The following is a 13,378-nucleotide window of genomic DNA, read 5'->3' as shown; positions in this document are numbered from 1 at the left end:
AACGGCCCAAGCCGGATTTATTTCCGACCTGGGCCGTTTCTTTTCAATCGGCTATCGTCTCCATTTTATTGCAGATGAAATAATGACTCTCCGAACGCTTCTGTAAATAAAAACGGTATTGATCGCCCGCTTTAATTTTTCGTTTTAAAAACGGCTTCCCAACCTGCTTATCCGGATATTGTTCGGTGTAGACAACATCGATGATTTGATTGGCTTGCACACGGTTACTGGTTTTCAAAACCGTTTCCACCCTGACTTGCATGGTCACATTAAAAACTTTTTTCAGTTGTTTACTGACCTCTTTCTCGCTCGATGTCAGCACATAACCCGTAATCACATCCCGCCCCGGAACTTCGACCGCCTCCTGTGCATAACAGAAACCGGAAAATACGCTGAAATACACGACCGTTATCTGCATAAAGCGTAAAAAAACACTCATAATTCCAACTCCATTCTTTGCTTGAACTGATGAAATATACCGGACATCCGAAGGGAAACAGTACCGCGTTCAAGAAGCCTTTCCGATCCCAGGCCATGCCTCAAATGATCGCTAACAATCGGACAATATAAACACAATCTTATATTAAAGCCTTAACCTGAAGCTCTTTCTCGGCTGATTCACCAAGAGTTATCCCATCGTAAGAGCAGGTATTTTTTAGGCAACTTAGTTTATTTCAGTACGAAAACTAAGGTAGAATCTGGACTGTTTTGAAATCCATTTTACGAGTAAATCTGGCCTATTCGTGATACAGCTTAGCCCCCTATTCCAGTTTATTAGCGCAATTTTTCTCGCAACTTTATGCGCTGGCGCTTATGCTTCCTCGCATATCAGCTTTGCCGTATTCCCCTATGCCAACCCCAGCTATATTGCAAAAGTGCATCAGCCGATTAAACGCTATTTCGAGCAAGCTCTGAAAGAGCCGGTCTACCTGATCAGCGCCAAAGACTTCAAATCGTACAACCAAGGCATTTTGCAACAGAAATACGACATCATCATGGGCGCTCCGCATATGGGACGTCTGGCTGAACTGGCCAGCGGTTACTACTGGCTCGGCTTTACCGCCAACTCGTCCTATGCCGTAATCACAACACGTGAAGAAAACGCTGGAAAGCAGTTAAAAGACTTTAAAGGGCAACAAATTATCATGCCGCCGAAAAGCGCCATAGTGAACTATTTGAGCCGTCAAGCATTGCAAAATGCCGGCTTGACACCGGGAAAAGACATCACGGTCATAGAAACCAATTCGCACCATAACGCCATGCTTGCCGTGATTAATAAAATTCAGCCTCTTGGCGCTTTTGGCAAACCGGCTTGGGAGGACTTCAACCCGAAAGGCAAAGAGTCGCTGCGTCTGCTGTTCAAATCCGAACTGATTCCGGGATTTGCCGTCATGGTCAATCCCAAACTCGGGCAGGAACGCATTCGGCGCTTAAGGGAAGCTTTTCTGAACTTTCCGAATACCGAAGCAGGCAAAACCTATTTTGCCAACACCGGACTGACAGGCACTCGACGGGAAACTCCTCAGGATATGCCGCAACTGGACGGTTTTCTCAAAGGTGTCGGTCTGCTTGAGGTAACCCCATGAAATGGTTCGTCTCCCTCGCCAACCGCATCAATATCAGCATCGCCGCGGTTTTGAGCCTGTTGCTGTTTCTGCTGATTTTAAATATCAACGATTCAATCACCAGTTTCTCGAATAAAGAGCAGAAAAACGTTAGAGAGCAGTTCAGCGAATTTCTTAACTCGGCTTTAGCCCCCTTGCTGTTCAATCAGGATTATGCCAGTCTGGTTGAACGCATGAACCAACTGATAAAAGACCATCCCGGTCTGGATCATATTGAAGTACTCAATATCGACAATCGCCGTATTGCCCACGTAGACAACCTGGGAAAAGACACTCAGGAACCGCACAATGGTACTCAATTTGCACAAATCGAGTTACGCCTTGCAGACGAATTGGTCGGCCATTTGGTCTACAGCTTAAGTTTGCAGCAGTACGGAAAACTTAAACAGGAGCTTCGTCAGGAGATGGTTTTTCTGACGACGCTGGCCATTCTTCTGACCATCATTCTGACAACCCTATTAATGGGCTTTTTAACCAAAGGATTGCGCAAGCTGACCCACGCCAGTCAGAAAATGTTAAACGGCGATTATCAAAGCCCGATTCCCTTTCTGGGGCACGATGAAATCGGCCGACTGGGGCAAAGTTTTGACGAATTACGCGAGTCCATCCAGCGTCGAACACACCTTCTTGAACTTGAACAGAGCCGAATGGAGTCCCTGCTCAACACCATGAATGTCGGAATTCTGTTCGAAAACTCCGACGGACTGATCGAATACCACAACCAGACCTTCTTTGACATCTGGCGACTGAATCCTTCCATCTCCATCTACCACCAGCCACTGGAAAATGTTCTCAAACGCTCACCTCTGAAGGTGTTATCCGAGCAGAAAATTGATGCCCGCCAGGTCGGCGAACGGCGTTACGAATGCCAGCTTTCCGATGGCCGCATCATTCTGCAGACGCAGATGGATGTTGAAGAAAAGCAAACCGGTGGTGGCAACCTCTGGGTGTTCGAAGACATTACCCAGCAGAAAGAACTGGAAGAGGAGCTGACTACTCTGGCCACTTACGATCCTCTTACCGGCCTGAATAATCGACACGGTTTTAAACAGCAGATTTTTCGCATGTCCTCTTTTGCCAAACGCCGCAACCAGTTTCTGGCCTTACTGTTTTTCGATCTGGATGAATTCAAACTGATTAATGACACCTTTGGTCATGCGCGAGGCGATGAAACCCTGATCCTGGTCGCCAATACCATGCGTACCCATATCCGCAAGGAGGAGTGGTTATTCCGCCTCGGCGGAGATGAATTTGCCTTGCTATCAATTGTCTCCGACCAGCGGCAGGCCGAATTTCTTGCTGAACGCATTATTGATGCGCTGGCGAATACCCCGCACCAGTTTGGCTCCCAGCAGTTAAGGATTACCACCAGTATCGGTATCTCCTTCTACCCGCATCCGAGCGCCGATCCGGAAATGCTGCCGTCACATGCCGATATCGCGATGTATGAAGCCAAAGAGAGAGGCAAAAACACCTATACAATCTACAATCCGCGCAGTAGCCGACTTGACCGTGAAATGGCCCGACTGTCGTGGGCGGAATCGATTAACAAAGCCTTGAATCAGAACAAGATCGAACTGCACTTTCAAGGTGTCTACCACATCCAGGATCAGAAGCTGCGCCACTTGGAAGCGCTGGTCAGAATCCGTGACGAAGAAAACAAACTTGTCCATCCGAACGAGTTCATCCCGATTGCGGAAAAAAATGGCCAGATCGTCGAAATCGACCGTTATGTTATTCATCGCAGTATCGAAATGCTGGCGCAAAATCCGAATATTCCGGATATTGCCATCAACCTTTCCGGACGCTCGTTCGATGATGTCTCACTTCCCGACTATATCGCCAAAATGATTGCCTTTTATCAGGTCAAGCCGCAGCGGCTGCTGTTTGAACTCACCGAAACGGAAACCGTCGCCGATATCCAGGATGCCAGCCAGTTTATCGACGCGCTGCACGACATCGGCTGTACCGTCTGTCTGGACGATTTCGGAACCGGTTTCGCCTCATTTGCCTACCTGAAGCACTTAAAAGTGGATGTTTTGAAGATAGACGGCACCTTTATCCAGAATCTGGATACTTCGATGGAAAACCGTCTGTTTGTTGAAAGCATGGTGACCGTAGCCAAAGGGCTAGGTAAACGCACTATTGCCGAATTCATCGAAAGCGAGGCAATTCTCGAAACCTGCCGCGAACTGGGCGTGGATATGGGACAAGGATATTACCTCGACAAACCGCAGAAAACGCACCCGTCGTTAGGCAATATCCATTCCGAACTGCACTGGGAAGAGAACTGATTCAGGCTCCGCTGCGCACCCAGTGACCGGATTTACCGCCTTTCTTCTCCAGCAACTGAACCTGATCGATAACCATGCCTTTATCGACCGCTTTGCACATGTCATACAGGGTTAAAGCCGCTGCCGAAGCCGCCGTAAGAGCTTCCATTTCGACGCCGGTCTGCCCGACCAGCTTACAGATGGCAACGATCTCGACCGAACTGTTTTCGAAGTTCGGCGTTAATTCCACCTTAACGGACGTTAACAGCAGAGGATGACACATGGGAATGATATCCGGAGTGCGTTTTGCCGCCATGATCCCCGCAATGCGCGCCGTTGCCAGTACATCGCCTTTCTTATGCTTTCCTTCGGCAATCATCTGCAAAGTCTCCGGCAACATATTAATGACGGCCATAGCGCGCGCTTCCCGCTCGGTATGCGCCTTGGCACTGACATCTACCATTCTTGCCTGACCCTTTTCATCCAGATGGGTCAATTCGCCGCTTACTGCATTCGACATAGTCTTTCCTTTAGATAACAGAATTTCGATCCGGCTATTCTAAACCATCGCCCTGATCTTAAAAAATCCAACCTCCTTAAAAGTTTCATTCCTCGTCTTTTTACACAAAATTTAAACTTAATGCGAATTATTATTATTTTCTTGAATATTGATCAAATGTAAATATAATGCGAATTATTATCAATTAACTTACAGGTTTTCATTCCCCAATCAATGCCGGCTAAAAGCCCGAATTTATCGGGCACGATTGGGTTTTGCAAAAGGAAGCGCACGCCTTTCATATTCGTGCGCAACGGTAGAATGAGGAGTAAAACATGTCTACAAAACTTTCCAACCGTCTCAACCAGTCTCTGGAAGGGACGAAACTAAAAGCGAACCAGAGCTTAAATCGACTGCAAAAAAAACCTTTAAGCCGTGCGACCACTCAAGCCATTACCCTCGGAATGGCTGTCAGTCTCTCTGCTGCACCCGTCTGGGCGGAAGGTGAAGGAGGTTCAACCCTGGAAACCGTCGAAGTCGAAGGACTCAAAGTCGACGATAACCCGTATGCCGAAAAAGGCGCCCCATACAAAGTCAATGAATCCGGCGATCGTCGTCGTGTTAAACCACTGGCAGAAACGCCGCAAACCATCCAGGTTATCACCCAGACTCAACTCAAAGAATCCGGTAAAACCGACCTTAAAGAAATTCTGCAAACCCAGCCTGGAATCACCGTCGGAACCGGTGAAGGCGGCAACATGTTCGGCGACCGCTACATTATTCGTGGTCACGAAGCGCGCTCCGATGTCTTTGTCGACGGTATGCGCGATCCGGGCATGACTACCCGCGAAAGCTTTGCCACCGAACAGATCGAGATTACCAAAGGCCCGAGCTCCACTTTTGCCGGTCGCGGTTCGACCGGTGGTGCCGTCAACTCTATAACCAAACAGGCCAATCTGGGACGAAGCTTCAACAAGCTCTCTGGAGGCTTTGGTACCGACGAATATCACCGCTATACGCTGGATTCCAATATCGTACTGACCGACGATATGGCGCTGCGTTTAAACATTCTTGACGCCTACGAAGAAGTACCGGATCGCGCGCCTGCCGACCGAGACCGAAAAGGGATCGCCGGTTCGGTTTTCTGGGCTCCGACCGACAAACTGGACGTTACCCTTGACCACTACCACTTGAATGCCAAAGACAAACCGGACCTTGGTTCCTATATCAACCGCACCACCGGAGAAGTCGATGATGAATTTCCAGCCATCACCCAGGATAACGACTACTTCGAGTCGGTCATTGATACGACAACTTTAAAATTGGGCTATCAGGCGACGGATAACGTTCGCATCGAAAACTCGACCCGTGTCGGAACCACCACGAATTCTTATGTCGTAACCGGTGCCCAGTACGGTACAGCGATCGCTAATGAAGGCCAGGCGGATGAATACACCTACGATACAGTAACCGCCAAACCCAAAGCGGCCAGCCAGGATGTTGATTACTTCGCCAATGCGCTGAATACCTACATCGACACCGAGCTGGGCGGAAAGAAACATCAATTTGTGGTCAGTTTCGAATACTCGGATCACGAAGTTCAGCGTAATGACATTAACGTCAATAACGCGGGATCAACTAACTGCCGTGTTGACGGCCGCAGCGGCCTTACCGACGGTTATTGCTTCAAGGACGAAAACGGGCAAATGGTCGACAACTACAACAGTCTGCTGGCGAAACAGATCGGCGATGAAAGCTTCTACTCTCTGTGGCGCATGAAAACCACCTCGGTAGGATTAATGGACACCGTCGATGTGACAGACAAACTGGCATTGCACGGCGGACTTCGCTACGACAAGTTCGACTTGGACTTGACCACAACAACCGAGCGCTATGACTATTCGGACGGACTCTGGAACGGTCATGTCGGCTTTGTCTATAAAGTCGCCGATAACGGGAATGTGTATGCTTCATACAGTACGGCGGCAAATGTTAACGGCGGTGAGTCGGATGTGGCGACCAACGGCGGCTACGGCGGCTTCATCAATGCCGACAGCATTGAACCGGAAACCGTGAAAAGCTATGAGCTGGGAACCAAATGGGAGCTTAACAACAAGAAACTACTGGCAACCGCCGCCTTGTTCCAGATTACCAAAAGCAATGTTATGGAACCGGAACGCGGAGCGGATTACAGCAATGCGGGAACGCCGAATACCGGTGAGAACCGGGTACGCGGAATCGAACTGGGGCTGGCAGGTAACCTGACCGACAAGCTGAGCGGGCAGATTTCCTTAACCGCCATGGAATCGGAAATCACCGAATCCATGTATGCGGATAATATCGGCAAGCCGTTAAGCAACTTCGCAGACAACCAGGCAAATGTTCTGTTGCGCTACCAGCTAACGCAGAAATTAGCCCTGGGTGGCTCGATGACTTACTCAAGCGAAATGTATGCTGGCCAACCGGATGCCGCCGCTTCGGAAAGCATAGAAATCCCAAGCTATACGGTCTTCGATACCTTTGCCAGCTATCGCGTCAATAAGGATTTGGATATGCAGCTAAATATCAATAACCTGTTTGACGAAGACTATTATCTTGCGGCCTACCGCAGCGGTGCCTTTGCCTATAAAGGCGATGGGCGCAGTATTCAGTTGACGCTCAACTATGAGTTTTAAACAACTTTAAAACCCGTAACCGTAAGCAGGCTGAAAATTTTCAGCCTGTATTTATCCTCTCTCGGCAAACACGCTACGATGTTTGCTGAGATTTTCTTCATTGGAGAGCAACTTGTTTGAAGATTACGCACAACTACAAAGTCACGTTCTGTGTGCGCAAGATTTTGAAATGCTTGCGCAGACAAAAATTGACCATGCGCTTTTCGCCTATCTCAGTGGCGGAAGCGGACAGGAGCTCAGTCTTAAACGCAACCTGGACACCTTTGCCGGAATGACGTTAACGCCCAACAGTCTTGAAAATGTTACCGACGGAAACAGTCATTGGCACTACCGGGAACAGCGCTTCTCCGCGCCGATTTTATTAGCGCCGGTGGCCCATCAGACGCTGCTGCATGCAGATGGCGAACGCGCCTGCGCCCAAGCGGCAGAAGCGCTTGAGCAAGGCATGGTATTAAGCACACTTTCCGGCTACTCGCTGGAAGACGTTGCCGATGCGGCGAACGGTTGGAAAGCCTTTCAACTCTATGCTCAGCCACGCCAGCAAGACTCGTTCGACCTGATTCATCGTGCGCATCAGGCCGGTTATCAGGCCGTGGTGATTACCGTCGATGCACCGGTGCAACAAGTTTCGTTACAAGCCCGCCATTTGGGATTCAAATTGCCACCGGAAAAACCGATCAATCTGCGCCCGTACGAAGATCCACCTTCTGCGCACATCAAGCCTGATGAAAGTTATATTTTTAAGGGCATTATGGCTCAGGCGCTTAATTGGCAATCCCTGCAAAGCCTGATGGATTACAGCCGCCAACTTGGCCTGAAAGTATGGGTTAAAGGGGTATTAGACCCGAAACAGGCACAAAAGCTGCAAACAATGGGGGCTGACGCTCTGATTGTCTCCAATCACGGCGGCCGCGCCTTGGATAGCGCCATCTCGAGCCTGGAAGCCTTACCGACGATACGCCAATCGGTCGGCCCTGAAATGACACTGTTATTGGACAGCGGAATTCGCTGCGGCCAGGATATCTTCAAAGCCTTAGCCTCAGGTGCGGATGCGGTTTTAGTCGGTCGATTACAGGCTTATGCACTCGGTGTCGCCGGTGCGCTCGGTGTCGCGCATCTGCTTAAGCTTCTGACCGAGGAATTACAGTTAACCATGGCGCTCTGCGGCTGTTCTAATTTACAGGACATTCGAATGATTAATTTAGGAGACAACAACGATGTTTAAAATTATTCACTCCGTTTTCAGTGAACAAGAGTGCCTGCAAATCCGCCGCCAGCTGGAACAGGGCGAATGGACTGACGGAGCGGCGACGGCCGGCTCTCTGGCACGGCAGGTTAAGCAGAATCTGCAACTTGACGATGCTTCAGAACTAGCCCGAGCACTGAGTCGACAGGTAGAAAAACGTCTCCTGAAAACCGAGTCATTTGTCAGTGCCGCCCTGCCCAATTACTTCTACCCACCGAAATTCAACCTGTATCAGAATGGCGGTTTTTACGGCGCTCATGTCGACAATGCCATTCTGAATCATCCATACAGCGGAGAAAAGTTACGTGCAGATCTTTCCGCCACTCTGTTTCTAAACGATCCCGACAGTTATGTGGGCGGCGAACTGCAGATCGATACCGGTATGGGTGTGCAGGAAATCAAACTCAAAGCCGGCGACATGGTGCTGTACGACTCCGGGGCGCTGCATCAGGTACTTCCGGTCACCGAGGGACAGCGGATCGCCAGTTTCATGTGGATACAGAGCCTGATTCAGGACAGCAAAGCTCGTAGCATGCTCTATCAACTGGATCAGAGCATTCAAAGTCTGCGCCGCCAGCTGAACGATTCACAGCAATACGATGACGTTCTGCAATTGACCGAGTTGTATCACAACCTTCTCAGATACTGGACACAATAAACAGGAGGGCATTAGTTTATTTCTATCGTTAAATTAAAAACATTAAATTAGATTTATTAAAATCACTTCGCTAAACTTATTCACGCATTCGATAAATAGATAAATAAAACTTATACAGGACATTGATATGGAAAACACAACTTTTGGATTACCACGTTTGAATGAAGCCGCACCTGCATTTGATGCCGTAACGACTCACGGCCGCAAAACGCTTGAAGACTATAAAGGGAAATGGCTGGTTCTTTTCTCGCATCCGGCGGATTTCACTCCGGTTTGTACGACGGAATTCATGGCCTTCCAGGAACGTAAAGATCAGTTTGATGCATTGAACTGTGAACTTCTTGGCCTTTCAATCGACTCGCATCACTCGCATAACGCTTGGGTTCTGAACATCAAAGAGAAATTCGGCATCGATATCCAGTTCCCGATTATCGCCGATCTGGACATGAAAGTTGCCCAGGCTTACGGAATGGTTCACCCTGGTGCAGCGGATACCTCAGCGGTACGTGCTACTTTCATTATCGACCCTGAAGGGGTTCTGCGCGCAATGGTTTACTACCCAATGAGCAACGGCCGTCAGATCGACGAATTCGTTCGTCTTCTTGAAGCGATGCAGACTTCTGACGCGAACGCTTGTGCAACGCCGGAAAACTGGCGCAAGGGCGAAAAAGTAATCGTTCCACCAGCGGCGACGGTTGAAGAAGCAAAAGCCCGTATGGAATCTGGCGAGTACGAGTGTGTAGATTTCTACTTCTGTAAAAAATCTCTGTAATCTAATGACTTAAATCAGCATTTAAGCCTGATTTAAACAGATTGGATAAAAAAGCCGCCGTGACGACGCCATCACTGCGGCTTTTTTTATACCTGAAGACAAGCGGTAAACAACGATATCTACTGCTTTCGGGAAGCGTCAGACAAAGGCGCTAAACGGATAGAAGGCCACCGTGTCGCCTTTCTTGATCGTGCTGTCTTCCGGAATAACGACAAAGCCTTCCGCCCAGGAAGTGGACATCAAAACTCCGGAGCCTTGATGCGGGTAGATTTCAGCGACCGTTTGCTGACGTTTATTGGTCATTCGCGCACGTAAGAAATCTCGACGGAAATTGGCTTTCGGCCAGTCAAAATCGGCCTGCAACCAGATCGGATTGGTTTTGATCTGCTCTGCACCCTGCATTTTCATCAGATAAGGACGGGCAAACAACTTAAAAGTTGCAAAGGCGGAAACCGGATTCCCCGGCAAACCGATAAACGGTACTTGACCTTTATCGACACCGATCTTACCGTAAGCGATCGGTTTACCCGGCTTCATCTTCACCTTCCACATATTCAATTCACCCAGGCTCTCGAGTGCCGGTTTGATGTGATCTTCTTCACCAACCGATACTCCGCCGGTGGTCATCACAACATCCGCAATATCCGCCGCTTTCTTCATCGCCTCTATGGTGCCTTCCAGCGTATCCGCGACATGCCCAAGATCAATCAGTTCAAAGCCCAACTGTGGAATCAACCCCTGCAAGGTATAGCGGTTGGCATTGTAAATTTTGCCTTCCTGCGGCTCACTGCCCGGTTCCAGCAGTTCGTTACCGGTAGTAAAGGTCGCAACTTTAAGCGGTTTAAACACCTTGATCTCGCCGATACCGATCGAGCTGATCAGTCCCAGTTCCTGCGGTCGAAGACGGGTTCCTGCCTGTAAAATCACCTGCCCTTGCTGAATGTCTTCGCCTTTCTTGCGTACATTGGCGCCAGGCTGCGCCTTGATATTAATCTGAATCTGGCCGTCAACCTCTTCAGTATCTTCCTGCATCACAACCATATTGGCGCCTGACGGAATCGGCGCACCGGTAAAGATTCGTGCCACGGTTCCGTGCTGTAACTCGGCGCCAACCTCTCCGGCTGCTATGCGCTGACTGACAGGGAAAAGGTTTCCATGCTCCAGATCAAAACTGTGAAGCGCATAACCATCCATCTGACTGTTGTCATGCGGCGGCACATTAACGCTGGAGACAATATCTTCGGCAAGAATGCGCTGCAGACCTTCGCCGACATTAATAGTTTCGGATTCAGTGGTCACCTGCACATCGGATAGCAGGGCATATAAGGCTTCATCAAAGGTTTTCATGGTTTTCTCTTAAAGCAATTCGGTTCAAAATCAAAAGTGATTAAAAATACATTTCAAATAATGTGGAGGGATGGTTTACAGTCGAGGCGTAAGACTGGCGAGCAATTCAAGCATTCATTCAACATAAAGCCAAAAAAATTTGCGGGCGTTATGAGAAGACTTAAATCGAGACACAAGTCGGTGTACTCACGCTACAAAGAGTAAATAAGCACTTTAAGCAGGCTTGCAACAAAGCGTTAAGTTTTCGCAGTAGCGTGCACAGCCTTTTTATTTAGCCCAACGGGATTCCGCTTCTTTATCGGAAACCCGTGCATCGACCCAGCGCTCGGCTCCGTCCGGGAGCGTTTCTTTTTTCCAGAAAGGCGCATTGGTTTTCAGGTAGTCCATAATAAAATGCGCCGCGTGAAACGCGTTTTCCCTGTGACGACTGGCAACGGCGACCATAACAATCTGGTCGCAAGGGTACATCTTGCCAATGCGGTGGATAATATGACTCGCTTCTAGATGCCATCGATCATGCGCTTCCAGACGGATTTTCTCCAAAGCCTTTTCAGTCATGCCCGGATAGTGTTCCAGCTCTAAAATCGAGACTTCGTCGCCTTCGTTAATATCGCGAACGGTTCCGACAAAAGTCACTACCGCGCCAATATCCTTATGGCCTTCACGCAGCTTCGCCGCTTCGGTGCTCAGGTCGAAATCCTCTTCCTGAATGCAGATATGCGGAAACATCGGTTCAGGGTTGTGCGTCACGGATCAGCCTCCCGTTACCGGCGGGAAAAAAGCTACTTCATCACCCGCCTTGATTGCGGTCTGACGGTTGGCAACATCGTGATTAACGGCGATTTGCAAATTCTGATTATGCAATAAAGCCTGCTGCCAGGTTTCACCGCGCGCAGCCAGATCCTTTAACAGGCAATCAACCGTCTGATAATCGGCCGGCAACTGTTCCTGAGCCTGACCTAGAATTTCGCGGAAACTGGCAAAATATAGAACATTCAACATGCTTTGATCCTCTACTCAATCAAATCGGGCCTTAACCGCCCAATTGCACCATTTGTCTGAATTCAATGTTGTGAACGTTTTCATTGAAGAAATGACGTTCCGGTTTTTTGGCAATCGCCTTAATAATTAGCTGCTCAAGCTCTGCGTCACTGATTCCTTCGCGCAAAGGAGTACGCAGGTCAACAGAATCTTCCTGACCGAGACACAAAGCAAGCACGCCGCGGGCCGTCAAGCGAACCCGGTTGCAGCTCTCGCAGAAATGCTGCGAAACCGCTGAGATCACGCCGATTCGTGCGTTGGTTCCGGCAATTTTGAAATTTCTGGCCGGGCCGGCATCGGAACGATCGGTTGACGGAATCAGATCGGCACCGACATGCGCTTTGACACGTTTAAGAATTTTCTCGGCTGCATAGTGCTGATCCATCATACTGACGCCGGCCGGTCCGATCGGCATGGTTTCGATAAAGCGGATTTCAACCCCTTTTTCGATCCCGTAATCGACCATCGCTTCAATTTCGTCGTCATTGGTTCCTTTCATAACGACCATATTGAATTTAACCGGCTTCATGCCAACTTCCAATGCCTTGTCGACTCCGGCAAGAACTTTCTCCAGATCGCCGCCGCGGGTAATTTTATTAAACCGCTGCGGGCGCAGAGAGTCGATCGAGATATTACAGCGATTGACCCCGGCTTTAACCAGTGCTTCGGCTTCACGGCCCAGATGGTGCGCATTTGTCGACAGCGCAATGTCTTCCAGGCCGTCGTATGGCTGAATCATCTCCACCAGCTCATACAGGCGTTTTCGAACCAAAGGCTCACCGCCCGTCAGACGAACTTTACTGACGCCCAAATTAACAAAAGCTTTGATTATCCGAGCCAATTCTTCGTATGAAAGATACTCTTTATGATGCCCATCAGGGTGCACGCCCTGCTCCGGCATACAGTAGCCGCAGCGATAGTTACACAGATCGGTCACAGAGACGCGTACATACTCGATTGTACGGTTAAATGGATCGATTAATGATTTACCCATAATAGTATTATTAGCTCTTATTCACCCGCTGAAACAAACAGCAACGTTATTGCTGTCTGGGAATAACGCATTCTACACCAAATTCTTTTTATGAAAAATGCAGTTTATTAGAAAAAACTTATATTGTGATAAATTATTCTCAAAGCGTTATTCCCCAAAAGAAATAGCGAAAGATGGAAAGATCACCGGAGATTGTGCTGAATAAATAAGAAAAAACGGCTTGCACAGCCAGAAAAGAAAGCCGTGCG

12 protein-coding genes are annotated in these 13,378 nt (G+C 48.9%); 6 read left to right on the top strand and 6 right to left on the bottom strand.

The window, feature by feature from the left end:
• Positions 1-43 precede the first annotated feature (43 nt).
• Positions 44-439, bottom strand: a complete 396-nt coding sequence (locus J3999_RS09030; RefSeq protein ID WP_208127572.1) for a hypothetical protein — start codon at positions 437-439, stop codon at positions 44-46.
• Between the two features lie 304 nt (positions 440-743).
• On the opposite strand from J3999_RS09030, the gene J3999_RS09025 reads away from it, so the two are divergent.
• Together J3999_RS09025 and J3999_RS09020 are read left to right on the top strand one after the other, a co-directional pair.
• Entirely contained in the window at positions 744-1,586 is an 843-nt protein-coding gene (locus tag J3999_RS09025; RefSeq protein ID WP_208127571.1) for a phosphate/phosphite/phosphonate ABC transporter substrate-binding protein, read from the top strand.
• Positions 1,583-3,919: an EAL domain-containing protein gene (locus J3999_RS09020; protein ID WP_208127570.1), complete on the top strand. Its 2,337-nt coding sequence runs from the start codon at positions 1,583-1,585 to the stop codon at positions 3,917-3,919. Before J3999_RS09025 ends, J3999_RS09020 begins: the two co-directional genes overlap by 4 nt.
• Before the next feature lies 1 nt (position 3,920).
• Here the strand turns inward: J3999_RS09020 and moaC are convergent, their stop codons facing one another.
• Positions 3,921-4,418, bottom strand: coding sequence for a cyclic pyranopterin monophosphate synthase MoaC (moaC, locus tag J3999_RS09015; protein ID WP_208127569.1), 498 nt, complete (start codon positions 4,416-4,418; stop codon positions 3,921-3,923).
• Positions 4,419-4,732: 314 nt separating this feature from the next.
• On the opposite strand from moaC, the gene J3999_RS09010 reads away from it, so the two are divergent.
• The 4 genes from J3999_RS09010 to J3999_RS08995 all read left to right on the top strand — a co-directional run bounded on the left by J3999_RS09010 (position 4,733) and on the right by J3999_RS08995 (position 9,748).
• Positions 4,733-7,072: a TonB-dependent siderophore receptor gene (locus tag J3999_RS09010; RefSeq protein ID WP_208127568.1), complete on the top strand. Its 2,340-nt coding sequence runs from the start codon at positions 4,733-4,735 to the stop codon at positions 7,070-7,072.
• A gap of 112 nt (positions 7,073-7,184) precedes the next feature.
• Positions 7,185-8,297, top strand: coding sequence for an alpha-hydroxy acid oxidase (locus J3999_RS09005; protein WP_208127567.1), 1,113 nt, complete (start codon positions 7,185-7,187; stop codon positions 8,295-8,297).
• Positions 8,290-8,976: a Fe2+-dependent dioxygenase gene (locus J3999_RS09000; RefSeq protein WP_208127566.1), complete on the top strand. Its 687-nt coding sequence runs from the start codon at positions 8,290-8,292 to the stop codon at positions 8,974-8,976. The genes J3999_RS09005 and J3999_RS09000 overlap by 8 nt, the downstream gene beginning before the upstream one ends.
• Before the next feature lie 127 nt (positions 8,977-9,103).
• A complete protein-coding gene (locus J3999_RS08995) occupies positions 9,104-9,748 on the top strand; it encodes a peroxiredoxin (protein WP_173283808.1) in 645 nt (214 codons plus the stop codon).
• 138 nt (positions 9,749-9,886) lie between these two features.
• On the opposite strand, the gene glp is transcribed toward J3999_RS08995, so the two are convergent.
• The 4 genes from glp to moaA form a co-directional block, all read right to left on the bottom strand.
• On the bottom strand, positions 9,887-11,095 hold the full coding sequence (glp, locus tag J3999_RS08990; RefSeq protein WP_208127565.1) for a gephyrin-like molybdotransferase Glp: 1,209 nt from the start codon (positions 11,093-11,095) through the stop codon (positions 9,887-9,889).
• A 267-nt stretch (positions 11,096-11,362) separates the two neighbouring features.
• Positions 11,363-11,824, bottom strand: a complete 462-nt coding sequence (moaE, locus tag J3999_RS08985) for a molybdopterin synthase catalytic subunit MoaE (RefSeq protein WP_173286861.1) — start codon at positions 11,822-11,824, stop codon at positions 11,363-11,365.
• Positions 11,825-11,848: 24 nt separating this feature from the next.
• The gene (gene moaD, locus J3999_RS08980) at positions 11,849-12,097 is read right to left on the bottom strand and encodes a molybdopterin converting factor subunit 1 (RefSeq protein ID WP_173283806.1); all 249 of its coding nucleotides are present in this window, start codon (positions 12,095-12,097) and stop codon (positions 11,849-11,851) included.
• Positions 12,098-12,128: 31 nt separating this feature from the next.
• On the bottom strand, positions 12,129-13,130 hold the full coding sequence (gene moaA / locus J3999_RS08975) for a GTP 3',8-cyclase MoaA (protein ID WP_173283805.1): 1,002 nt from the start codon (positions 13,128-13,130) through the stop codon (positions 12,129-12,131).
• Positions 13,131-13,378: the final 248 nt, after the last annotated feature.

This window comes from Thiomicrorhabdus sp. 6S3-12 (assembly GCF_017571475.1).
Classification (GTDB): domain Bacteria; phylum Pseudomonadota; class Gammaproteobacteria; order Thiomicrospirales; family Thiomicrospiraceae; genus Thiomicrorhabdus.
This window is presented reverse-complemented; position numbering and strand designations above follow the sequence as displayed.

What these genes read in the sequence shown, in the direction of transcription:
- J3999_RS09020 (WP_208127570.1), top strand. Translation starts at nt 1,583, where the DNA reads ATGAAATGGTTCGTCTCCCTCGCCAACCGCATCAATATCAGCATCGCC.
- moaC (WP_208127569.1), bottom strand. Translation starts at nt 4,418, where the DNA reads ATGTCGAATGCAGTAAGCGGCGAATTGACCCATCTGGATGAAAAGGGT.
- J3999_RS09030 (WP_208127572.1), bottom strand. Translation starts at nt 439, where the DNA reads ATGAGTGTTTTTTTACGCTTTATGCAGATAACGGTCGTGTATTTCAGC.
- glp (WP_208127565.1), bottom strand. Translation starts at nt 11,095, where the DNA reads ATGAAAACCTTTGATGAAGCCTTATATGCCCTGCTATCCGATGTGCAG.
- moaD (WP_173283806.1), bottom strand. Translation starts at nt 12,097, where the DNA reads ATGTTGAATGTTCTATATTTTGCCAGTTTCCGCGAAATTCTAGGTCAG.
- moaA (WP_173283805.1), bottom strand. Translation starts at nt 13,130, where the DNA reads ATGGGTAAATCATTAATCGATCCATTTAACCGTACAATCGAGTATGTA.
- J3999_RS09000 (WP_208127566.1), top strand. Translation starts at nt 8,290, where the DNA reads ATGTTTAAAATTATTCACTCCGTTTTCAGTGAACAAGAGTGCCTGCAA.
- J3999_RS08995 (WP_173283808.1), top strand. Translation starts at nt 9,104, where the DNA reads ATGGAAAACACAACTTTTGGATTACCACGTTTGAATGAAGCCGCACCT.
- J3999_RS09010 (WP_208127568.1), top strand. Translation starts at nt 4,733, where the DNA reads ATGTCTACAAAACTTTCCAACCGTCTCAACCAGTCTCTGGAAGGGACG.
- moaE (WP_173286861.1), bottom strand. Translation starts at nt 11,824, where the DNA reads ATGTTTCCGCATATCTGCATTCAGGAAGAGGATTTCGACCTGAGCACC.